At 65.1% G+C, this 22,234-nt stretch carries 16 protein-coding genes; 9 read left to right on the top strand and 7 right to left on the bottom strand.

What is annotated here, in order from left to right:
* Nucleotides 1–94 precede the first annotated feature (94 nt).
* The 3 genes from acpA to AC1VVK_RS02175 all read left to right on the top strand — a co-directional run bounded on the left by acpA (nt 95) and on the right by AC1VVK_RS02175 (nt 4,638).
* Nucleotides 95–1,780, top strand: coding sequence for an acid phosphatase (acpA, locus tag AC1VVK_RS02185; RefSeq protein WP_482904197.1), 1,686 nt, complete (start codon nt 95–97; stop codon nt 1,778–1,780).
* Nucleotides 1,781–1,924: 144 nt separating this feature from the next.
* Nucleotides 1,925–3,334, top strand: coding sequence for a M20/M25/M40 family metallo-hydrolase (locus tag AC1VVK_RS02180; RefSeq protein WP_482904196.1), 1,410 nt, complete (start codon nt 1,925–1,927; stop codon nt 3,332–3,334).
* 5 nt (nt 3,335–3,339) lie between these two features.
* Nucleotides 3,340–4,638, top strand: a complete 1,299-nt coding sequence (locus AC1VVK_RS02175) for a Xaa-Pro dipeptidase (protein ID WP_482904195.1) — start codon at nt 3,340–3,342, stop codon at nt 4,636–4,638.
* A 5-nt stretch (nt 4,639–4,643) separates the two neighbouring features.
* Here the strand turns inward: AC1VVK_RS02175 and AC1VVK_RS02170 are convergent, their stop codons facing one another.
* The 3 genes from AC1VVK_RS02170 to AC1VVK_RS02160 form a co-directional block, all read right to left on the bottom strand.
* Nucleotides 4,644–5,726: an acyltransferase family protein gene (locus tag AC1VVK_RS02170; RefSeq protein WP_482904194.1), complete on the bottom strand. Its 1,083-nt coding sequence runs from the start codon at nt 5,724–5,726 to the stop codon at nt 4,644–4,646.
* Nucleotides 5,727–5,899: 173 nt separating this feature from the next.
* Nucleotides 5,900–7,504 carry a phytoene desaturase family protein gene (locus tag AC1VVK_RS02165; RefSeq protein ID WP_482904193.1) on the bottom strand — a complete coding sequence of 535 codons (1,605 nt, stop codon included), beginning with the start codon at nt 7,502–7,504 and terminating at the stop codon, nt 5,900–5,902.
* Nucleotides 7,501–8,667, bottom strand: a complete 1,167-nt coding sequence (locus tag AC1VVK_RS02160; RefSeq protein WP_482904192.1) for an aromatic ring-hydroxylating oxygenase subunit alpha — start codon at nt 8,665–8,667, stop codon at nt 7,501–7,503. The genes AC1VVK_RS02165 and AC1VVK_RS02160 overlap by 4 nt, the downstream gene beginning before the upstream one ends.
* A 36-nt stretch (nt 8,668–8,703) precedes the next feature.
* On the opposite strand from AC1VVK_RS02160, the gene AC1VVK_RS02155 reads away from it, so the two are divergent.
* Complete coding sequence (locus AC1VVK_RS02155) at nt 8,704–9,348, top strand: TetR family transcriptional regulator C-terminal domain-containing protein (protein WP_482904191.1); 645 nt, start codon at nt 8,704–8,706, stop codon at nt 9,346–9,348.
* Here the strand turns inward: AC1VVK_RS02155 and AC1VVK_RS02150 are convergent.
* The 4 genes from AC1VVK_RS02150 to ggt form a co-directional block, all read right to left on the bottom strand.
* Nucleotides 9,292–10,542 carry an amino acid permease gene (locus AC1VVK_RS02150; protein WP_482904190.1) on the bottom strand — a complete coding sequence of 417 codons (1,251 nt, stop codon included), beginning with the start codon at nt 10,540–10,542 and terminating at the stop codon, nt 9,292–9,294. The genes AC1VVK_RS02155 and AC1VVK_RS02150 overlap by 57 nt on opposite strands.
* 64 nt (nt 10,543–10,606) lie before the next feature.
* Nucleotides 10,607–13,018 (bottom strand): TonB-dependent receptor, encoded by a 2,412-nt coding sequence (locus AC1VVK_RS02145; protein ID WP_482905100.1) that lies wholly within the window; start codon nt 13,016–13,018, stop codon nt 10,607–10,609.
* A 158-nt stretch (nt 13,019–13,176) separates the two neighbouring features.
* Nucleotides 13,177–14,958: a tetratricopeptide repeat-containing sulfotransferase family protein gene (locus AC1VVK_RS02140; protein WP_482904189.1), complete on the bottom strand. Its 1,782-nt coding sequence runs from the start codon at nt 14,956–14,958 to the stop codon at nt 13,177–13,179.
* A gap of 62 nt (nt 14,959–15,020) precedes the next feature.
* Nucleotides 15,021–16,772 carry a gamma-glutamyltransferase gene (gene ggt, locus AC1VVK_RS02135; RefSeq protein ID WP_482904188.1) on the bottom strand — a complete coding sequence of 584 codons (1,752 nt, stop codon included), beginning with the start codon at nt 16,770–16,772 and terminating at the stop codon, nt 15,021–15,023.
* A gap of 326 nt (nt 16,773–17,098) precedes the next feature.
* On the opposite strand from ggt, the gene AC1VVK_RS02130 reads away from it, so the two are divergent.
* The 5 genes from AC1VVK_RS02130 to AC1VVK_RS02110 are packed head-to-tail and all read left to right on the top strand — an operon-like array spanning nt 17,099 to nt 22,200.
* On the top strand, nt 17,099–17,479 hold the full coding sequence (locus tag AC1VVK_RS02130) for a MarR family winged helix-turn-helix transcriptional regulator (protein ID WP_482904187.1): 381 nt from the start codon (nt 17,099–17,101) through the stop codon (nt 17,477–17,479).
* The gene (locus AC1VVK_RS02125) at nt 17,476–19,548 is read left to right on the top strand and encodes an FUSC family protein (RefSeq protein ID WP_482904186.1); all 2,073 of its coding nucleotides are present in this window, start codon (nt 17,476–17,478) and stop codon (nt 19,546–19,548) included. The genes AC1VVK_RS02130 and AC1VVK_RS02125 overlap by 4 nt, the downstream gene beginning before the upstream one ends.
* Nucleotides 19,545–19,760 carry a DUF1656 domain-containing protein gene (locus tag AC1VVK_RS02120; protein ID WP_132385438.1) on the top strand — a complete coding sequence of 72 codons (216 nt, stop codon included), beginning with the start codon at nt 19,545–19,547 and terminating at the stop codon, nt 19,758–19,760. The genes AC1VVK_RS02125 and AC1VVK_RS02120 overlap by 4 nt, the downstream gene beginning before the upstream one ends.
* Nucleotides 19,757–20,761, top strand: coding sequence for an efflux RND transporter periplasmic adaptor subunit (locus tag AC1VVK_RS02115; RefSeq protein WP_482904185.1), 1,005 nt, complete (start codon nt 19,757–19,759; stop codon nt 20,759–20,761). Before AC1VVK_RS02120 ends, AC1VVK_RS02115 begins: the two co-directional genes overlap by 4 nt.
* Before the next feature lie 17 nt (nt 20,762–20,778).
* Entirely contained in the window at nt 20,779–22,200 is a 1,422-nt protein-coding gene (locus tag AC1VVK_RS02110; protein ID WP_482905099.1) for an efflux transporter outer membrane subunit, read from the top strand.
* The last annotated feature ends 34 nt before the right edge of the window (nt 22,201–22,234 follow it).

Below are 22,234 nucleotides of genomic sequence, written 5' to 3'. Positions count from 1 at the left end.
CCCGCGCCAAACCGGGTTCGGAACGGTTGACGCAAGGGGCGTTGCCGCCGCAGAGAGTGCCGGTTTCCTAATTCCGCAAGGATTCCCCCCGCCCATGTCCGATTCTGATTCCGATCCCACCTCCGGTTCCGGCGAAGCCATGTCCGGCAATCCCGACCGCCGCGATTTCCTGGGCGGTCTTGCCGCCGCAATCGGGGCGGTTGCCGTTGCAGGCGCGCCTACCGAAAGCGCCGAGGCCCGGCCCGCGAAGGCGTCCTCCCCGCGCCCGGTCAGCGATGCGAAGCTGCGTGAGGCGATCGATACGGTCGTGGTGATCTTCGCTGAGAACCGCAGTTTCAACAACCTTTTCGCGGACTTCCCCGGGCTGGAGCAGCCGCTCGCTGCGATTCCGCCCGAACGCACCCGCCAGCGGGACCGTGACGGCAAGGTGCTGGAGCGGCTGCCGAAAGTCTGGGAAGGTCTGGTGCCGTCGAAGCAGGTGGTCCAGCATACCGAGTACCAGATCGGGCCGGACGATCTCGGCCCGATCCCCAATGGCGCCTTCGCGCTCAAGACGCCCGACGGCGATCCGCTTCCGCACGGGCTGGTGACGCGGGACCTCGTCCATGCATTCTACCACAACCAGATGCAGATCAACGGCGGCGCCAATGATCATTTCGTTGCCTTTGGGGACAGCGGCGCGCTGGTCATGGGGCACTATGGCGACACCCGCGCCCAGCTTCGCCTCTGGCAGCTGGCACGCGAGTTCACGCTCTGCGACAACTTCTTCATGGGTGCGTTCGGAGGATCGTTCCTCAACCACCAGTACCTGATCTGCGCGCAGCCGCCGTTCTACCCGGATGCCGACAAGAGCCCGGCCGCCAAGCGCATCGCCCATCTTGAAGGGGACGATCCCAAGGGCACGCGCCTCAAGCTCGATCCCAAGACCGCGCCGAGCGCTCTGGACGGGCCGGCGGTGTTCGGGCCGAGCACGCTCTCGCCCGATTTCTGGGCGGTCAACACGATGCTGCCGCCCTATGCGCCGACGTACGAATTGGATCCGGATAAGCCCGGCTTCGCCAATGCCGCCAGCGCCAACACGCTGGTGCCGCAGCAGCACAAGACGATCGGCGACATGCTCTCGGCAAAGGGTGTCGAATGGGCGTGGTATGCTGGCGGGTGGAATACGGCGCTTGAGGGAAAGATGAACGACGCCTCGTTCCCTTCGCGCCCCAATTTCCAGCCGCATCACCAGCCGTTCAACTACTACGGCCGCTTCGCCCCCGGCACGGCCGACCGGGCACGGCACCTGCGCGACGGCGGTGAGGGTGATACCGCCCGTACCAACCGCTTTCTGGCGGATGCCGGCGCGGGCAAGCTTCCGGCGGTCAGCTATTACAAGCCGCAGGGCAACCTCAACATGCATGCGGGCTACTCGGACATCGATTCAGGTGACCGGCATATCGCCGCCGTGGTCGATGCCCTGCGTGCCAGCCCGCAGTGGGAGAAGATGCTGATCGTCATCACTTTCGACGAAAACGGCGGCTGGTGGGATCATGTCTCCCCGCCGAAGGGCGACCGATGGGGTCCGGGCACGCGCATTCCGGCCGTGATCGTCTCACCCCACGCCAAAAAGGGCGTGGTTGACCATACGATCTACGACACCGGATCGATCTCTCGCTTTCTCACCCGCCGCTTTGGACTGGAGAAGCTTTCCGGCCTGAAAATGCGTGAAGATGCCATGGTCGCTGCCAGCGGCGTGGCGCCGGGGGACCTGACCGGAGCACTTGATATTGCCTGAGAGCGCCTGAATTTTTAGCGGCGTACCAAAACAGGTGCGCCGCTCCTGCGAATGCGACAGAGTGCTGACATTGGGGCCGATTCTCTTTGGCTTCGATGAACCAGAACCTTCGGGCGAATCGCATTTCAGGGCAGGGCAATTTCCATGAGGCATATCCTTCTTCCGGCGGCGTCGCTCGCCGCCATCGTGCTTTCCGCGTCTTCCGTTCAGGCCGCGCCGACGGCTTATCCCGATGCCGAGGCGCATGTGCTCGACATGGCCAAGAAGGCCATCGCCCTGCGCTCCGTGGAAGGCGAGGGTAACCAGACCCCGCAAGTCGCCGCACTGTTCAAGCAGCGCCTGATCGAAGCCGGCTGGGATGCCAGTGACATCGATATCGTCCCCTACAAGGACACCGCCTATCTCATCGCCACCTGGAAGGGCAGCGACCCGTCGCTGAAGCCGCTGGTCGTCTCCGCGCACATGGACGTGGTCGAAGCCAAGCCTGCCGACTGGGAGCGTGATCCCTTCACCCCGGTGGTGGAGAACGGATACCTCTACGGCCGCGGCGCCAGCGACACCAAGTTCGAAGCGGTGCTGGCGATGGAATCGATGATCGAACTGCGCAAGCAAGGTTTCAAACCGAAGCGCACGCTCGTCATCGCCTATTCGGGTGACGAGGAAACCTCGATGGCGACCTCCAAGCTGATCGCCGAGCGGCTGAAGAACGCCGAACTCGTGCTCAATGTCGATGGGGCTTCGGGCACACTGTCCGAAGAGACCGGCAAGCCGCTGTTCTGGACCTGGCAGGGTGCCGAGAAGACCTACATCGATTACGAGATCACTGTCACCAATCCCGGCGGCCACAGCTCGGCCCCGCGTCCGGACAATGCGATCGTGCAGCTTTCCGAAGCGCTGGTGCGGATCGGCGCCTACAAGTTCAAGCCCGAACTCAACGACGTGACCCGCGCTTACTGGACCGAGGCGTCGAAGCTGGAGGCCGATCCGAAGAAGGCCAAGGCGATGCGCGACTTCGCCGCCAATCCGAACGACCCCGCCGCGCTGGAAGTGCTGCGCGCCGATCCCGCCAGCGTGGGCCGCGTCAGCACGACCTGCGTGCCGACCATGCTGTCCGGCGGTCATGCCCGCAACGCCCTGCCGCAGCGGGCGAGTGCCAATATCAACTGCCGCATCTTCCCGGGTCACACGCGGGAAGAGATCATGGCCGAATTGGCGAAAGTGGCCGCCATGCCCGCCGCAAAGTTCTCGGACGTGACGGGCGACGATTCCACGATGGCCCCGGCCTCGCCGATGCGACCCGATTTCGTCGCTGCCGCGCGCAAGGCCGTGACAGCGGCCTGGGGCCCGGTGCCGCTGATCCCTTCGCAAGCGTCGGGTGCCTCGGATTCGATGTGGTACCGTGCGCTCGGCGTGCCGAGCTACGGCGCTGCCGCCTCGATGATCAAGGACTCGGACGAATTCTCGCACGGCCTCAATGAGCGGATTCCGCTGCTCAATATCCGGCCGGGCATCACTTATTACCTGTCGATGTACAAGGATCTGGCTGGAAAGTGAGAATCATGGGGGCGGAACGGAAGCGGGTGAAGCAGGGGGCTTTTCTCGCGGCAATCCTGGCGGGCGCGCTGGCCGCGCCCGCTTCGGCGGCAACGCTTTATGTCCGTGCGGGACGACTGATCGATGTGGACTATGGCACCACGCGCACCGGGCAGTGTGTGCTGGTGACCGACGGCCGCGTCATCCGCGTGGAGGCCTGCGGCAAGACACCTTCGGGCGCGCAGGAGGTGGACTGGTCGGCCTATACGGTGCTGCCCGGCCTCATCGATCTGCACACCCACCTTGCCGATACCGGGCAAAGCGCCGATGTCGCCGCGCCGCTCAAGACCTCTCCCCAGCTGACCGCGCTGATCGGGGCACACAATGCCAAAGTGACGCTCGACGCCGGCTTCACCACCGTCCGCGATGTCGGCACCTATCGCGGGCTTACCGACGTGGCCTTGCGCGACGCCATTGCCGCGGGTGACGTCCCCGGACCGCGCATGTTCGTGGCCGGTGCCTATATCACCAAGCCGGGCGGCGGGGGTGAGCTTAACGGGGTGGTCCCGAACGACCAGCTTCCGGCGGACATGCGCTACGGCGTGATCCGCAACCCGCAGGAAGCGCATGAGAAGACCGAATTCCTGTTCGAGCATGGGGCCGACTTCATCAAGATGATCGCCACCGGCGCGGTCCTCGCCATCGGTACCGAGCCGGGACAGGTGGAATTGACCGAGGACGAGATGCGCGCGGTCGTTGCCGTGGCGAAAGAGCATCACTCCTACGCCACGGCCCATGCCCACGGCGCGGAGGGTATCAAGGCGGCGATCCGTTCCGGCGTGCATTCGGTGGAGCACGCCAGCCTGATCGATGACGAGGGCCTGAAGATGGCCAAGGATGCCGATGTCTGGCTGGTCATGGATATCTACGACGGGGATTGGATCGATCAGCAGGGCACCAAGGAGGGCTGGCCCGCCGAATACTTGCGCAAGAACCGCGAGACCACGCAGATCCAGCGCGACGGCTTCGCGAAGGCGGTGAAGATGGGGGTCAAGCTAGCCTTTGGCACCGATGCGGGGGTCTATCCGCACGGTCTCAATGCGCGCCAGTTCGCCTATATGGTGAAGTACGGCATGACACCGATGCAGGCGATCAAGGCGGCGACGATCGATGCGGCGAAGCTGATCGGTCACGAAAGCGAACTGGGCTCGATCGCGCCCGGCAAGTTTGCCGACATGATCGCGGTCGAAGGCGATCCCTTGCGCGATGTGAGCGTGCTGGAGCATGTCTCGCATGTGATGAAGGCGGGGACGGTCGAGGAATAGCGGCCTCAGGCCGCTGCCAGCCGTCCTCCGCTCAGCACTTTCGCCGGTCCGGGCGCTGCGCGGACCAGTGCGGTTCCAAGCGCCACGACCGCCAGCAACACGATGAACGGCTGAGCCAGCAAGAAGTAGGGATAGAGTGGCGAACCGAGCTTGCCGAACAACGCGCCAAGCAGCGGGCCGCCCAGCCAGATCAGGATCAGGTGCGAGCAGAACAGGAAGAAGGCAAAAGGTTCGATCCGCAGCAAGGGGGCCTTCAACGGGCTGGCCGAAAGAGCCCAGGCCAGGCGCCAGTAAGCCGTGGCCGCCGTCAGTCTGATCGCCAGATCCAGCGTTGCGCTGGCGGCATTGTCCGGCTGCATGCCGTACCGAAGCGTCAAAAAGAGCTGCAGCGCCATCAGGCTCGCGAATGGCAGAAGTGCCACCGGCAGGGGCCATGAGGCCACTCGGTCGGCGAAATTCTCGCGCCGGGCGAGAATGCCCAGCACGAAAAAGAACGGGATCGAAGCCCGCATCACCACCGGCGCGCCGATGCCGACGATCTGGCAAACGGCGGCGATCAAAGTGATTGCCACCAGCCATGGGTTCGCAAGCCGCACCAGCCAAGGCGCGGCCAGCATGCAAACGAAGAGGTCTCGCAGGAACGGCATCTGTACGTTGATGTCGGGGTTGCGGCTGGCCACGAACAATTCCTCGAACACCCAGTCGAACGAATGCGGCGTTGGCGCGGGCAGGTTCAGCAACCATGCCGTCCCGGATACCAGCAGCAGGGCGAGGGCGTTCCACAGGACCATTGGCAGCAGGATCGTCCGCGCCTTGCGGGCGACATGCGTGGGCCAGTCACGCGTGCGGCTCGACGATGCGACCAGCCAGCCCGAGATCAGCCCGAGCAGCGGCACGGCGCTGCGTCCGAACACGTCCATGAGCACCCAGCGGAAATCGTCCTGCGGGGTGCCGCGGGCCAGTTGCAGGTCATAGCCGGTTAGGCCCGTCCAGGCGTGGACATAGACCACGCCCAGGATGCAGATGACGCGCGCGATGGAGATCGCAGCAGACTTGCGTGAGGAGTCGGCAATCAAAGTGCTGGTCAAGCGGTCTTCCCGTTCTTGGCGACCCGGCCGTTCTTGGCACCGGTCCGGAAATCGGCCCTCCGCTTGCCGCGAAAGGTGCCGATTTCCCGTAACCGGACCTCAGGACGGTTTTATCCGCTATGCCCAGCGTGATTTCGGTGGGTTGCCCGCTCGAAGGGATGAAGCGCCCGGTTTCAGGTCCTGAAGCGTCCGAAACGGCCCTTGTCGGCGATCACCTCGTGCGCGCAGTTGTGGCCCGGCGCGCCGGTCACGCCGCCGCCCGGGTGGCTGCCCGAGCCGCACATGTAGAGCCCTTTGATCGGCCCGCGATAGCTGCCATGGCCGAGCACCGGCCGTGCCGACCACATCTGGTCGAGCGTCAGGTTGCCGTGCATGATGTCTCCGCCGACCAGGCTGAACTTGCGTTCCAGCCCCTTGGGGCTGAGTACCTGCCGGCCAAGTATCGAGGCGCGGAAGCCCGGTGCGTATTCCTCCACCGTGTCGATGATGGTGTCTGCCGCCTTGTCTTCCTCCGCATCCCAGTCCCGGCCGTCCGGCAGTTCCGGTGCGAACTGCTGGCAGAACAGGCTGGCGACATGCTGGCCTTCGGGCGCGAGGCTGTCGTCCACGGTCGAGGGGATCAGCATCTCCACGATCGGCTTCTTCGACCAGCCATAGGTCTTCGCGTCGAGGAAGGCCCGGTCCATGTAGTCCAGCGTCGGCGCGATGATGATGCCGGACTGGTGATGTTCGCCCGGCTCGGGCAGGCAGGTGAACTTGGGCAGTTCGGACAGTGCCACGTTCATGCGGAAGGTGCCGCTGCCGGTCTTGAAGCTTTTCATGCGGCGCTGGAAATCGGGGGCGAGGTCGCTTTGCGCGATCATCTTGCCATAGAGCAGCTTGGGTCCGACATTGGCGATCACGCGGGTGGCGGCAATTTCTTCGCCGCTTTCAAGCCGCACGCCGGCCACCTTGTCGCCATCGACGAGGACCTGATCCACCGGGCTTTCCAGGCTGATCTCCACGCCCAGCTTGCGGCAGACTTCGCCCATGATGCGGGTGATATTGCCCATGCCGCCCACCGAGTGGCCCCATGCGCCCTTCTTGCCGTTCACTTCGCCGAAGACGTGATGGAGCAGCACGTAAGCGCTGCCCGGCGTATCGGGCGAGGCATAGTTGCCGACCACGGCGTCGAAACCGAACGCGGCCTTGACCGCCTCGCTCTCGAACCAGCCGTCCAGCAGCCCGCGCGCGGATTTGGTGAAGAGGTCCAGCACATCGCGCTGCGCCTCGATGGAAAGGCCCGCCAGCTTGCGGCCCTGAAGCGCTGCGTCGATCAGTCCGCGCCAGCCGTCGCCAGCGTTGGGCGGCGATTTCAGCGCCAGATCGCGCAGGACTTCGGCCACGACTTCCAACGAATCGTAATAGGCGGGCAGCACTTCGGCATCGTGCTTGGAAAAGCGGCGGAACTCCGCTTGCGTGCGTTCCAGCCCGCCGCCCAACTTGAGGTAGCCACCGTCTTCCTGCGGCAGCAGGTTGGAGATCGGCCGCTCGATCACGCGGTAGCCATAGTCGGCCAGCCGCATGTCGGCGATGACCTTGGGCTGGAGCAGGCTGACGGTATAGCTGGCCACCGAATTGCGGAAGCCGGGGTGGAATTCTTCGGTGACCGCCGCGCCGCCGACCACGTCGCGGCGCTCCAGAATGCGGACCTTCAGCCCCGCGCGGGCAAGGTAAAACGCGCAGACGAGGCCGTTGTGGCCACCGCCGATAATTACAGCATCGTATTTCTGGGTCATTTTTGGCTCCAGCCGGATGCGGGCCGCTCGTTCTGGCGGGCCTCTGGGATCAGTTCGCGGATGCGCTTGCAGAAGTGGCGCAGGCAGACTTCCTTGTTGGACAGCGGCCCGACCGAGAATGTGCGAGAGGCCATGCCCGCCTGCACGCGGGTGATGAGCTGCGTATCCTCGGCATTGACTTGCCGGTTGATGCGCCAGTTGAGATAGCGCGCGGCGCGCATCTCCCGGCGGTCATCAGGCAAGACGTAGCTGATCTCGCGGATCATGCAGGTTTCCGGCCCGGTGGGCAGCCATTGCATGAAATCGACCTGATCCGGATAGATGTCGAAGGCGACGCACGGCCAGAGCTTGAAATAGAGCCAATGGCGCTGCCGATCCTCGGGCAGGTGCGGTACCGGCGGCAGCAGTCGCTGGTACATGCGTTCGGACCAGTTGGACGAGGGCGCATCCATCAGATCGCCCCACATGCGGTCGACATGGCGCTCCGCTTCCACGCCGTAGCTGCGGCCGAACAGGCGGGTGAGGCCGGGATGGGCGACGGGGATGTGCAGCCCATCCGAATAGTTGTCGCCCACGTTCTTCCAGTTCACCTCGCGCGCGCGCATGGTGACGCGGCCGAGGGCCTTCAGATCCTCAAAGCGATAGGGGGCGACCATCTCCTCGTAGGGGGCCATCATCTGGCTGACCGTCGGCCCGCTATCATCTACGAGGCGCACGAAGATGAAGCCGCGCCAGACTTCGATGTCCACCGGGGATAGGCCGTGGCTGGCCTTGTCGAAATCGGGATAGCTCTGGCTGTCGGGCACGCCGGTAAGGCGGCCGTCGAGATCGTAGACCCAGGCGTGATAGGGGCAGACCAGCTTCTTCGCGCAGCCGCTGGCTCCATCAACGACGCGCGATCCGCGATGGCGGCAGACATTGGTGAAGGCGCGCAATTGCCGGTCATTGCCGCGCACGACGATCACGCTTTCGCCGATATACTCCAGCGTGTGCCAGTCGCCCACGTTCGGCACGTCGCTCTCGTGGCAGACGACCTGCCAGCTTGGGGCGAAGACGCGCTCCTTCTCCACCTCCAGGAATTCGGGATCGGAATAAGTCCAGGCCGGCAGACTCCAGCCATCGAGCGGATCGTTTTCCGCGAAATCCCTGAGCTGCGTTGCCATGGGCGACTCCTTGTTATACGATCGTATAACAACGCGATGACTACCAAGCAATCCTCCACACCGGCCTATACGCGCGGTGATCCCGACGAGCGGCGGCAGAGCCTGATCGAGGCGACGGCGCGGTGCCTTGCGGTGCATGGTGTGGGCGGGACTTCGGTCCGTTCGATCTGCGGGATGGCAGGAGTGTCGCCGGGGCTGTTGCGACACTATTTTGGCGGCGTGTCCGATGCGATTGCCGAAGCCTATCGCTGGACGGGAAACCGGGTCGCACGGGCGCTTGAAGAGGCCGTGGCCGAGGCGGGTGAAGAACCGAGGGCGCGGCTGCTGGCCTATCTCGCTGCCAGCTTTCGTCCGCCCATCGCGGATCCCGAACTGCTGGCGACCTGGCTGGCATTCTGGGCAATGACGCCGCAGGACTCTGGCATCGCCGCGCTCCACGAGGAGATCTATGGCGAGTTTCGGATCGGCATGGATGCGCTGATCCGCGCGTGCCGACCGGGCATGGCCGATACCCGGCTGATCGGCGTGGGCCTGACCGCGCTGATCGATGGGCTCTGGCTCGAACTCAGCCTGGGCAAGGCGCCCTTCACGCCTGAAGAGGCGGCCGGACTGGTCGAGGCGTGGCTAGACGCGCTGCTCGGCGTTTCGGCGCCGGACCATGAGCCAGATCGGCAGGCCTAGCGCCATCAGCACGAAGCTGAGCCCGCTCGCGCCGATCCCGGCCCCCCAGAGCGTCCATAACGCATAGACAGCACCCAGAATGGCAGCGGGGCGCGCAACTCCCAATCGCAGCGCCGACAGCGCGCAGGCAAGGTAGAGCCACAGCGTTGCCGAGGTCGATAGCAGCAGCAGATATTCGAACAGCGCCTGCATCGACCGGCTGGCGTTCATCGCCGCAAAAAGGCTGGCGATCACGGTCGAGATCAGCAGTGCGCGGCGTGCGACCCCGCGTCCATCGGTCTCAGCGAACCATGCAGGGAGCAGGCGGCGGTTCGCCATGTCGCGCACCATTTCGGCTTCGAGCAGGGTCCAGCCGTTGAGCGCGCCGACGCAGCTGATGACGGCAAAGAGCGTGATGAACGTGGCTGCGTCTGCATTCCAGAAGCGCGCGACGAATGTCGCGAAGGGGGCTGGTGAATGCGCGGCAAGCTCCACCGGCAGCAGTAGCGCAACCGCCGAGCAGACCAGAAGGTAGAGAATGCCGGTAAGCCCCGTGCCCCAGAGCGTGGCGCGGGCGATGTTCACTTCAGGATTGCGCACGCGGGCCGCCGCGACGCTCGCGCTCTCGAAGCCGAGCAGGGCCCAGAGCGTCAGCGTGGCGGCGCCGTTGATCGCGCCGAAACCGATGCTGCCGGGAACGGGAGGCGCCACATGCGCGCGTCCGCTTCCGAGTACGGCTGCCGCGATCACGATGACGACGATGAGCGGCAAGACCTTGAGAGCAAGAGTGACGATCTGGAACTCACCGGCCGCGCGCACGCCGCGCAAGTTGATGAATGCCATGAGCCAGAGCAGTACGATGGCGGCCATCGCCGGGACGTGCTCGCCCACGCCGAGCAGGGGCACGATGCTGGACAGATAGCTGACGGCGGCCACCGCGATCGCGACCACCGAGGTCCAGATCGAGACCAGATAGATCCAGCTGATGAAGAACCCGGCAGCCGGTCCGAAGGCGTCGGTAACGAAGCCCGCCGGTCCACCGGCTCCGGGACGGGCGCGGGTAAGGCGGCTGAGAACATAGGCGAGCACGAGCGCGCCGCTGATCGTTATGAGCCAGCCGATCACTCCGTTCCATCCGAACGGCGCAAGGCTGGCGGGTAGCAGGAACACGCCGGAGCCGATCATGTTGCCCATGACCAGCGCCGTGGCCGCCACGAGGCCCAGACTTCCGCCCGGGCCTCCGGCTGTTGGCTTTTCTTCCGTCACCTGCACGAGGGGATCAGAAATCTGCGCCGAATTTGATACCGATCACGCGCGGCCTGATGACATAATCGTAAAACACGCCGCCGGTGCCGGACACTCCATCCGGATCGCCGCACGTCGTCTCCAGGCACTGGACGCCGGTATTGACCACGCCGTTGCTGTTGAACAGATTGGTGGCGTAGAGTTCCACCCGGTAGCCGTCGCGGGCCACGCCCAGGCTGACGTCGGCAGTGGTATAGGCGCCGAGTTCGCCCTTGATCTGGTTCTCCAGCGTGCGCAGGTCGCTGCGGCGCTTGCCGATGTAGCTTGCAGCCGCCTGAATGTGGGCGTTCCAGTCACCGATCGGGAATTCGTAGCGGGCGACAGCATTGCCCTTGAACTTGGCGGTGATCGGCAAATGCGTGCCCTTGGGGGCGAGCAGGGCGTTCTCGGCCCCGTCGGAGCCGGGCAGCGTGCAGTCGAACGCACTGTTGGCGATCAGGCAGAAGTCCTTGCGGATGGTCGCATCGTTGTAAGTGCCGGACAGGTCGAACGAGAAGCCGTTCTTGTTGTAACCCAGATCGAACTCGATGCCGCGGATCCGGGCGACGCCGGCGTTGCGGATCTCGGTCAGGCCATTGGCGCCCAGGAACGATAGCTGGATGTCGTTCCAGTCCTGCTGGTAAACTGCGCCATTGAAACGGACCGGGCCCCACATGGTCTTCCAGCCGAGTTCGTAGTTGTCCAGCCGGTCAGGCTTGTAGGGCGGCAGCGTGCCGCGCCGATTGATGCCGCCCGGGCGGAACCCGCGCGACCAGGTGGCGTAGACGAGCGCATCGGGCGTGATCTTGTACGTGAGGTTCGCCTTGTAGATCGCGTCCGTCTTGGCAGTCGACTTGTCGAGGTTGGTGCAGGGCGAACCGGCGACCACGGCGTCCGCGAAGCAGGAGGCAACGCCCGTGCTGCTCGAAAAGCCGGCGCTGTAGCCATAAAAACCGACAAGCGAGTTGTTGTAATGATAGAGGCGGACACCGCCGGTGGCGCTCAGCTTGTCGGTGATGTCGTACGTCAGTTCGCCGAATGCGGCATAGTCACGGTCCACGCGTTTCTGCTGCGTCAGCCAGATGTCGCTTTGGGTGCCTGGAACCTTGAGATCGTCCGCCAGACCGTCGATGATGTAATTCTGCACGATGTGGTGCGACTGGCGTTGGTAAAACAGCCCGCCGATGAAGCGCAGCGGATTGCTCTGCGGCGAACTTATGCGCACTTCGCCGAATTGCCGGTGATAGGTGTCCTGGCCCTTGATGTACTGGTTCGGGCTGATGAGGTTACCGGCATTGTCCGTGAGATAGGCGCCCGATCCGAAGAGCGCGTCGTAGAAATAGGCGTAGTCGGAATAGTCGGACTGGGTCCAGTCCTTGCGGTTGAGGATGCCGCCAGTAGCGGTGAGATCCCAGTTGCCGATCTTGCCCTCGATAGTGAGGGCGGCCTGGATCCACTCGTCCTTGCTCTTCTCCGGGTTGTACTGGACGGTCTGGAGCTTGCCGGTGACCGCGCTGGAGCGTTCCTGCGCGAAGCTGCCGTTGGTTTTCTGGACCTGTCCCATGATCGTGGGCTTCAGCGTCCAGTTGCCGTCGAGATCGATGCCGAGGGCAAGACGGCCGCCATATGTATCGACGTCGTTGTAATTGTCCTCGACGAGGTTGGCGTTGTCCTGCGTGATGCCCGAGACCGGGAATGTGCGGGTACCGTGTATGTTGTCGATATAGCCGCCGTCATGGCGATACCAGCCGACGAGACGGGCGGCGACCGAATCCGAGATCTTGTAGTTGAGGAAGCCTTGCAGCACGCCGCCCATGCTGCCGTGCGAAACGGTGTTCACTTCGCCGTCGACCGCGCCGTAAGTGCTGGTGGTATCCGGCGCGTTGGTCACGATCTTGATGGTGCCCGCCATCGAACTGGCACCGTAGAGCGTGCCCTGCGGACCGGCCAGAGCCTCTACCCGGGCAATGTCGTAGGCATGGATGTCGAGAGCACCCTGGATCGTGGTGATCGGCATTTCGTCAAGGTAAGTGCCGACCGTCGGCAGCGGGCCGGAGTGGTTGGCGTTCTCGCCAGAGGCCACGCCGCGGAAGTAGACCTGGCTGAAACCCGGCTGGAGGGTCTGGATGGTCACCGAAGGCAGGAACTTGACGACATCCTGTAGCTCCTTGACCTGAAGGTCCTTGAGCTTTTCGGATCCGAGCGCCGTGATGGCGATCGGCACGTCCTGAAGATTTTCGACCCGCTTTTGCGCGGTCACATAGATGACGCCGCTTTCCGGAGCGCCGACGGGCTTGGTATCTATCTTGCTGGCGGGAGTAGTCTGCGTTTCGGGAGGTTGCGATTGCTGCGCTTGCGCTGGTTGCGCTGCAACAATTGCGGTGGAACAGAGCAGGACGGCAACCATGCCGTGGCGAAACGAAACACTCGATGCGACCACCCGAAGACCCCCATTATTATCTGGATCTTCAAGCCGCCATAGTTCCGCGATCTTGGCAATAGGCCTTTCGGATGACAATCATGTTGCACTGCACCTATTGCATTTGTGCAACATGAACAAAGCGTTCAGGAAAGCGCGTAAGTATCCGGCAAATCGCCTAATGCTGCGCGAAGGGGGGCCAGCCATTCCGCGTAAGCCCGCCATTGCCCCACGCCGTCGCGGTTGATCGGACGCCGCACTTGCTCGCTCGACGCAGTGCGTACCGCGCGGGTGTTGGTGTGGAACTCAAGGCAGGCCTGTTCGAACGGCAGGCCAAGGTGATCGAGCAGGGCACGCACTTCGGTTTCGGGATCGTCGAGCAGGCGCTCGTGAATGACCCGGTGGACGCGGCCGGGCATGACAGTATCGTAGTGCCGCATGGCGCGCACGTAGTCGGCATAATACCGCCCCATGTGCGCAAGGTCGTAAGAGAAGGCCTGCCCTTTGGCATAGTGCTGACGGAAGTTGGACACGCAGCAATCGAGCGGATCGCGCCGCGCGTCGATGATCTTCGCATTGGGTAAGGTCAGCGCGATAAAGCCGAGATAGGCCCAGTTATTGGGCAGCTTGTCGATATAGCAGGGCTTGTCCGTCTTGCGCTGAATGCGCGTGCGATCAAGGAATTCCGCGCCGAGTTCGGCCAGCCGCTCCGGCGCCATCGCGGCGAGCGCGGCCGGCCAGTCGCGCGGCTTGCCGCCGGTGGCCTGCGCCTCGCGCATGGCCAGCGCAGGAATGTCGGGCAGTTCCATCGTCCCCTCGACTTGCGAGTGGCTGGCGAGGATCTGTTCGATCAGCGTCGATCCCGCGCGCGGCATGCCGAGGATGAAGATCGGATCCGCCGAAAGTTCGCCCTTATCGGCATGGGCTGCGACGAGGGCGGGGGTGAAGGTTTTGACCACCGCGTCCACCTGTTCGGTCACGGCGTCAGGGTCATGCTGCAGGTCGATGCTGCGCAGCGCATTGGCCTTGGCATAGTGCGCGAAGGCCGTTTCGGTCTCCCCGCGCTCCTCGCAGGCCTTGCCCAGCGCGAAGTGAAGGTGGAGTTCATCCTCTCGCGAAAGTGCGCCGCCGGTTGCAAGCGCGGTTTCCATCGCGGCAAGATCGCCGTCGTCGAAGCGCACGGTCTTGAGATTGGCAAGGCTCCACCACGCCTCGCCCATCGTGGCTTCGAGCACGATGCAACGGCGATAGGCGGTGACGGCCTCGCCCTGTTCGCCCAGCGTCTTGAGGATGTGGCCATAGCTCATCCAGAGCTTGGCGTGATCGGAGAAGCTTTCGAGCAGCTCACGGTAGATCCGGCGCGACTCCTCGTATTCGCCGATCCGGCCGAGCGCTGCGGCACGCAAGTTGAGATCGCCCGCATTGGCGGCGTTGTCGGCGAGTACGGTATCGAGCTGCGCGACCGCATCGGCAAAGCGGTTCTGCTTGTAGAGTACGATTGCCAGATTGGCGCGCGCCGCCGCAAAGCCGGGTGCGAGGTCAAGGGCGCGGTACAGCAATGTCTCGGCGTCGCGATAACGGCCGATGCGCCCGGCGAGTTCGGCCATCATGCGGATCGCGGCCACGTCGCGCGGCTGGGCTGACAGGCGCTGGCGCAAACCCGCCTCGGCGGCGGGCAGGTCGTTCGCGAGGAGGGCATGGGCGATGGCGATCAGTTCCGGATCGCGCACCGAGGCGCGGATCGCCGCATTCTCGGCCAGTTCTGCCTCGCCGTCGCGGCCAAGCTTGCGCAGCGCCTGACCGAGCAGCCGCAGCGCGCGCGGATCCTCACCCTGTCGTGCCAGTGCTTCGCGCAGCAAAGGCACGGCGCGAGCAGGATCGGTGACGGCAAGCTGGCCGAGCGGGATGGCGGATGCGGTCTGATTCATTGCGGGCGACTATGCGTGGCCAGACGCCGCCGCTCAAGCCACCCGCATCAGAAGCCCCTTTATCAAAAGCCTCGCGCCACGCCTTCACGCCGAGGATCGGCACCGCCGACAAACCCCTTCGGCGTCACGATCACGGCTTGCAGGCCGGATTCCTCGCCCCGGCTGGTCGACAGCGGCATGCCGCGCGCGGCAAGGGCGGCCATGATCGGATCGGGGAACACGTCGGCGCTGTAAGTGTCGCCCTTCGCCACGAGATTGGGCAGCGAGACCGCGTCCTGCGGGCTCATGTGCCAATCGAGCAGGGCAACCAGCACTTTCAGGTTATAGGCCTGGATCGCAGAGCCGCCGGGCGAGCCTGCGGCCGCCACGAACTTGCCTTGCGGCGTCAGCACGATTGCCGGGCCCATGCTGGAACGCGGGCGCTTGCCGGGCGCGGGGGCATTGGCAGCCGGGGCGCCGTCATCGTCGGTGGGCGAGAACGAGAAGTCGGTCAGCTGGTTGTTAAGGAAGAAGCCGTCGACCATCCGGCCCGAACCGAAGATGCTTTCGACCGTGGTCGTCATCGAGACGACGTTGCCTTGCGTATCGACGATCACGAAGTGGCTGGTGCCGCCCGGCTCGGCCGTGGCGTCGGCTCCGTTGACAGGGGCGCCTTCCGGCATGCCGAAGGTGATCGGGCCGGCCTTTTCGCCAATCAGCGCGGCGCGGGATTTGAGGTAGTCCGGCGCGAGCAGGCCGGAGATCGGCACTTTCACGAAAGCCGGGTCGCCAACGTAACGGTCGCGGTCGGCATAGGCGAGGCGGCTGGCCTGCGCGAACTGGAACCAGGCTTTCTCGTCGGTGGCGGAGCGCTTGTCGATATCGGTATGAGCCAGCACGCCGAGCGCGATTTGCAGGCCCGGGCCGCCGGAAGGCGCCTGCGGCGTGCAGACCACATAAGTGCGGTAGGGAGTGCAGAGCGCCGGGCCCGAATGCGGGCGATAGGCGGCAAGGTCGGCCAGCGTCATCGTGCTGGGGCGCGAGCCTTCATGAAGGCGGGCAACAATGTCCTGCGCGATCGGGCCGGTGAGCAGGCCCGAGGCACCGAACCGGGCGATCCGCTCCAGCGACTTTGCATAGTCCGGATTGCGCAGGCGGTCTCCGGCGACATAGCGCGTGCCGTCGGCCTTGGTGAAGTACCGCACCGCATCGGGCGCGGAGGCCTGCGGCGCCTTCGAGGCGATCATCCCGGCCAGGCGCGGGCTGACGATGAAGCCATCCTCTGCCAGCGTGTGCGCTTTGTCGAAGAGGCCGGCCCATTCGAGCTTGCCGTGATCGCGGTGGGCCATGTCCAGCATGGCGATGGCACCCGGCACGCCCGTCGAAATGCCGCCAAGTACCGCATCGAAGAAGGGCAGGCGCTTGCCGCTATCATCGACGAAGAGGTGGTTGTTCGCCCCCATCGGCGCCATCTCGCGCCCGTCATAGGCCGTGACCTGCTTCGTCTTCGCGTCATAGAAGATCATGAAGCCGCCGCCACCGAGGCCCGAGCTTTGCGGCTCGACCAGCCCCAGCACCGCCTGGATCGCCACCGCGGCGTCCACCGCCGAGCCGCCCTTGCGCAGAACCTCGACCCCGGCCTCGACCGCGAGCGGGTTCGCAGCGGCGACCATGGCATGGCGCGTTGTGGCGGATTGTTGCGGGCGCGCAGCCTTCGCAACGGCAACATCGACGGGCGCCTCGGCCCATGCCTGAGCTTCCGGAACCAGCGGAGCGGTGAGGGCGAGTGCCAGTGCAAGGGCAGTGATTCGGCGGAAAGGCGAGGGATGACGCAAGCGCGATCTCCGGTAAGGAGGGATTGAGAGCGACCGATTTTCCCGAGGCTTAACGAGCCTTCCGGCTTCGCACCAGCCCTCCTGCGCGCAGATATTCTGCAAGGCGGCCGGTTCGGGCGCCCATGGTCCGAACGATCCTTCGCATTTGCAGCGTGGGTGGTGAGGGGGACAGTTGCCTATTCGCTTGCATTACTTGCAATAATATCTCCCTTGGAGTGACTTGCTGCCATTAGTTAGCGTGCTAAGGACCGCGCATGCAGGAACGACGGTTGCGTGAGCGGGCCCTTGCCACAAGGCTGGGCCCGATCTCGCGCTCATGGCTACAATTGGCGGACGATGCGCTGTCCTCGCTCGGGATATCCAATTCCTCGGGCTGGGCGCTGGTGCATCTGCTGCGTCTTGGAGAAACTGTGCGGCAGGGGGAACTGGCGCGTGTCGTCGGCGTGACCGAGCCGTCGCTGGTGCGCACCTTGAATATGCTCGAAGGCGCAGGCTTGATCGAGCGCATTGCCGACGAGAGCGACCGCCGCGCCAAACACCTTGCGCTGACGCCCGAAGGCGCCGCGCTGGCAGAAAGAATCGATACGCGACTCAATGCATTGCGCGCGGGTCTGCTCGATGGCATTTCTGATGAAGACCTTGAAACCACGGTGGCGGTTCTTGACCGGATCGCTGTTCGCGTGGCCGAGAGCAGCGGCAAGCCATGACCACGCGCTTTGGACTCGATACAGCGCTGTTTTCGGTAAAGGCGTACGCCGCCGCGATTCTGGCCGTCTATATCGCGCTCTCAATCGGGCTCGACCGTCCTTACTGGGCATTCCTCACCTCTTACATCGTCGCGCAGCCGCTGGCGGGCGCGGTCGTGTCCAAGGCGGTGTTCCGCGTGATGGGTACATTCGTGGGCGCGGCCGTGGCTGTCATCATGGTGCCGCCGCTGGTCCACGCGCCGGAACTGCTCACGCTGGCTATCGGGAGCTGGCTGGCAATTTGCGTCTTCATCTCGCTGCTGGATCGCACGCCGCGCGCCTATGCTTCGGTTCTGGCGGGCTACACGGCCGTGCTGATCGTGTTGCCCAGCGTCGATACGCCGCAACTGATCTTCACCACTGCGGCCCTGCGCGTGCAGGAGATCACCATCGGCATCCTGTGTGGCAGCTTCGTCCACGCGCTGGTGCTGCCGCAGTCGGTCTCGGCCTTCCTGCTTCACCGCGTTTCGACGATCCTGGCCGATGCCGAGCGGTGGTCGGGCGATTCGCTGCAGATCGAGGTTGATCCTTCGGTCGACAGGGAGCGCCGCCGACTGGCGCTCGACGTGACCGAACTGCATCAGCTCTCGATCCACCTTCCTTATGAGAGCACCCGGATCGCGCCTCGCATCCGCACGGTCCGCGCCTTGCAGGACCAGCTCTCGCTGATCATGCCGCTGGGTGCGGCGGTTGCCGACCGTATCGCCCAGCTTCATGAATCCGGAGGCGGCCCCGCCGAAGTGGCCACCCTGCTGGCTGATACGCGCGACTGGTTTTCCCGGCTCGATTCCATGGATATCGCGCGCAGGAGCGAAGAGGCTGAGGCCTTGCGTACGCGCTGCGCAGCGCTGGAGCCGCAAGTCGGCGAAGGGGCGTCCTGGCACGACCTGATCCTGCTCAGCCTGCTGTCCCGCCTGGCGACCCTGATCGGCGCTCACCGCGATTGCCGCGACCTTGCCGAGCAGTTGGCATCGCCCACCACTCGCCCGGTCAGCGGGCGCACGGCAGCATTGCTCGAAGGGCGGCGCGGGCGTGAGCTTCACCTCGATTTCGGCGGCGCCGTTCGAGGCGCGCTCAGTGCCTTCATCACTATCGTGGTGGGCTGCGTGATGTGGATCTACAGCGGCTGGCACGACGGCGGCACCGCGATCATGCTGGCCGGCGTCTTTACCGCGCTGTTTGCCTCCGCGCCCGATCCACTGGCACCGCTGCGCTCGTTCTTCGTGGGCACTTTCATCGCCACGCTGCTCGGCATGCTCTACGGTTTCGTGATTTTGCCCCGGCTCGATGGCTACCTGGAATTCGCCGCCGCCATGGCGCCGATGCTGCTGATACTGGGCATGCTCATGCAATCGCCGCGCTTCGGCGGTATCGCGGTGCCGCTGCTGCTCGGGCTCGGTACTCCGGTGCTGGTGGCGGATCGCTACGTTGGCGGCTTTGCCGGCTACATGAACGGCTCGCTCGCCCAGCTTACCGGCATTCTCTACGCCATCGTCATGATCCGGCTGCTCAGTTCGACAGGGGCAGAGGGCGCCATCCGGCGTACGCTGCGGGCAGGCTGGATGGACATTGCCGAACGCTCCAACCTCATAGCCCCGCCCGACGTGCGCGCCTGGATCAACCGTATGCTCGATCGAATTGCCCAACTTGCCCCGCGCCTTGCCATGGCCGGTCGCTCGCCCGGAAAGCCGCTCTACGATGCCTTGCGCGATCTGCGCACCGGCATCGCCATCGGCGAGCTGCGCGAACTGCGCCTTGGCATGTCGCCCGAACGCAGTGCCCCGCTCACCGCCGTGCTGCGGCGCGTCGGCGAATATTACCGCAGCCTCGTGCCCGATCGCCCGGCACCGGCCGATCCAGAACTGCTCCAGGACATCGACCTCGCGCTGGACGCGGTACTGCGGGACAAGGACCGCGATGTCAGCCGCGCCGGTGCGCTGGGGCTGGTAAGCCTGCGCCGCAACATCTTCCCCGATGCCGCGCCCATCGCCGCTTCCACGATGACCCCCGCTTCGCAGGTTCCGGCATGAGGGGAGAAGTCTCGTTCGACGGCGTGTTCGTGCCGACGCTGCTGGTGCTGGCAGTGATCGCCTCGATCATCACGCTGATGCTCATGCGCATCGCCAATCTCGTGGGTTTCTACCGCCTGTTCGCTTATCGTGCGGCGGTTGACCTGTGCCTCTACATCTTCGTGCTCGGGCTTCTGGTCTGGGCCGCTCCGCTGATCGGTTTCCGCCAATGAAGAACCTGTTTGCCCGGATTGCCCCGAGCCTTGCGACCCTCGTGCTTGTCGTTATCGCCGCGCTGGTGGCGATCTGGCTCTGGAATCATTACGAAAACAGCCCTTGGACCCGCGACGGCCGCGTTCGTGCGGACGTGGTGCGGGTCACGCCCGACATCGGCGGTCTCGTCACCTCGGTGGAGGTGCGCGACAATCAGGAGGTGAGGGCGGGGGACCTGCTCTTCGTGATCGACCGGCCGCGCTATTCGCTGGCAGTGCAGGCGGCGCAGGCTGCGGTGCAGAGCGCGCAGGCGAAGCTCGGCCAGGCGCAGCGCGAGGCTGCGCGCGACCTTGCGCTGGGCGATCTGGTCGCGACCGAAAGCCATGAACAGAACGTCGCCGCCGTTGCCACCGCGCGCGCCGCGCTCGACCAGTCGCTGAGCGCGCTGGACAAGGCCAAGCTCGATCTTGCCCGCACCAATGTGCGCGCCTCGGTCAACGGCACCGTCACCAACCTTGACCTGCACCCGGGCGACTTCGTCGCGCCCGGCAGTCAGGCGATGGCGCTGATCGACCGCGATTCGATCCGGGTCGAGGGCTATTTCGAGGAAACCAAGCTGCCGCACATCCACGTCGGCGCGCCGGTTACGGTGGTGCTGATGGGCGAGACCCGGCCGGTGAAGGGCGTGGTGGAGAGCATCGCGGCGGGCATTGGCGACACCACCCGCACGGACTCGCACAACCTGCTGCCGAACGTCGATCCCACGTTCACCTGGGTCCGTCTGGCCCAGCGCATCCCGGTCCGCATCCGCCTGACCGAGGTGCCGAGCGGCGTGCGGCTGATCGTCGGCCGGACCGCGACAGTGACGATCGAACAGCATGATCAGGCTCCGGCCAAGGGGCAACCGGCAGGTCAGCGCGCTCCGGCCTCTCCGGCTCAGCCAGCCCCCGCCCAGACCATCGCTGCACAACCCGCACCCGCACAGACTGCTGCGGCCGCGCCGACGGAGCATGCCAAGTGATCCGCTCCGCCTGCCATATGTCCGGTCGTCTTCTCGGCGCCGCTTCGCTGGGGGCGCTGGCGCTGCTCGGCGGCTGCGTGGCCGGGCCCAATTACAAGCCGCCCGAGAACTCGGCCGCCACCGCACCGGGTGCCACCGGTGCTTTCGCATCGGCGCAGGGCTCCTACTTCTCGCAGGATCCGCTGCCCGACCACTGGTGGCGCCTCTATGACGATCCGCGCCTCAACGCGCTGGTCGAGCAGGCGCTGGAAGCCAATACCAACTTGCACGCGGCCGATGCCAACTTGCGCAAGGCCGATGCCGTGGTGCGCGAGTATGTCGGCGAGAAGGGCCTCGAAACGACAGTCCAGGCCAATGTCGCTCTCGAACGCGACTATACGCTGACCTCGGTGGGCACCAACATGCCCGGCGTGGTGACTTACGATCTCGGCCTGGCGCTGAGCTATCCGCTCGATCTCAACGGCAAGCTGAAGCGCGCCATCGAAAGCAGCCTTGCCGACCGCGAGGCCGTGGAGGCGGCGCGGGACGCGGTGCGCATCAGCGTCGCCGCCGCGACCACCAAGGCCTATGCCGACGTCTGCGCCGCGAACTATCAGGAAGCGACCGTCCGCAAGGTGATCGAGCTGCAACAGCAGACGCTCGATGCCACCACCCGGCTCAAGCGCGGTGGCCGCGGCACGGCGTTCGACACCAGCCGCTCGCGGACTGCGGTCGAGACCAGCAAGTCGACCCTTCCGGGCTATGCGGCCAAGCGCAAGGCGGCGCTCTATCTGCTGGCGACGCTGCTTGGAAGGCCACCGGCGGAATATCCGGCCGATGTCGAAAGCTGTTCGGCGCTGCCCATCTTGCGCAGGCCGATGCCGGTGGGTGACGGCGCGGCGATGATCCGCCGTCGTCCCGACATCCGGCAGGCGGAGCGCACCATCGCGGGCGATACCGCGCGCATCGGCGTCGTCACGGCCGATCTCTATCCCACCGTCAGCATCGGCGGCGGGATCATCAACGACGGCAAGCTCGAAAACATCGGCAAGACGCACAGCTTCGGCTTCAGCTTCGGGCCGATGCTGAACTGGAGCTTCCCGAACCGGCCACTGGTCAAGGCGCGGATCGATCAGGCGAATGCGCAAGTCGACGTCGATCTGGCGAAATTCGACGGCACCGTGCTCGATGCCCTGCGCGGTACGGAAACGGCGCTGGAGACCTATGCGCGCGATACCGACCGGGCCGCCGCCCTCGGCAGTGCGGCCAGAAGCGCCGGCGTATCGCAGGCGCAGGCGGCCAAGCTGTTCCGTTTCGGCCGCAGCGACATTCTTTCGCTGCTGACGGCGCAGGGCAATCTGGCGACCACCGAAGTCAGCCACGCAGCCGCCGAAGCGGCGCTGGTGGACGATCAGATCTCGGTATTCATCGCTCTTGGCGGAGGCTGGGAGCAGGACTGACGTACAGGCGCTCCGGGAAGGTCGTCCCGGGACG

It is taken from the genome of Novosphingobium sp. BL-S-32, assembly GCF_056857055.1.
The sequence above is the reverse complement of the archived record's forward strand: the minus strand, read 5'-3'. Positions and strand labels throughout refer to the sequence as shown.

What these genes read in the sequence shown, in the direction of transcription:
- acpA (WP_482904197.1), top strand. Translation starts at nt 95, where the DNA reads ATGTCCGATTCTGATTCCGATCCCACCTCCGGTTCCGGCGAAGCCATG.
- AC1VVK_RS02180 (WP_482904196.1), top strand. Translation starts at nt 1,925, where the DNA reads ATGAGGCATATCCTTCTTCCGGCGGCGTCGCTCGCCGCCATCGTGCTT.
- AC1VVK_RS02175 (WP_482904195.1), top strand. Translation starts at nt 3,340, where the DNA reads ATGGGGGCGGAACGGAAGCGGGTGAAGCAGGGGGCTTTTCTCGCGGCA.
- AC1VVK_RS02165 (WP_482904193.1), bottom strand. Translation starts at nt 7,504, where the DNA reads ATGACCCAGAAATACGATGCTGTAATTATCGGCGGTGGCCACAACGGC.
- AC1VVK_RS02160 (WP_482904192.1), bottom strand. Translation starts at nt 8,667, where the DNA reads ATGGCAACGCAGCTCAGGGATTTCGCGGAAAACGATCCGCTCGATGGC.
- AC1VVK_RS02155 (WP_482904191.1), top strand. Translation starts at nt 8,704, where the DNA reads ATGACTACCAAGCAATCCTCCACACCGGCCTATACGCGCGGTGATCCC.
- AC1VVK_RS02145 (WP_482905100.1), bottom strand. Translation starts at nt 13,018, where the DNA reads ATGGTTGCCGTCCTGCTCTGTTCCACCGCAATTGTTGCAGCGCAACCA.
- AC1VVK_RS02140 (WP_482904189.1), bottom strand. Translation starts at nt 14,958, where the DNA reads ATGAATCAGACCGCATCCGCCATCCCGCTCGGCCAGCTTGCCGTCACC.
- AC1VVK_RS02125 (WP_482904186.1), top strand. Translation starts at nt 17,476, where the DNA reads ATGACCACGCGCTTTGGACTCGATACAGCGCTGTTTTCGGTAAAGGCG.
- AC1VVK_RS02120 (WP_132385438.1), top strand. Translation starts at nt 19,545, where the DNA reads ATGAGGGGAGAAGTCTCGTTCGACGGCGTGTTCGTGCCGACGCTGCTG.
- AC1VVK_RS02115 (WP_482904185.1), top strand. Translation starts at nt 19,757, where the DNA reads ATGAAGAACCTGTTTGCCCGGATTGCCCCGAGCCTTGCGACCCTCGTG.
- AC1VVK_RS02110 (WP_482905099.1), top strand. Translation starts at nt 20,779, where the DNA reads ATGTCCGGTCGTCTTCTCGGCGCCGCTTCGCTGGGGGCGCTGGCGCTG.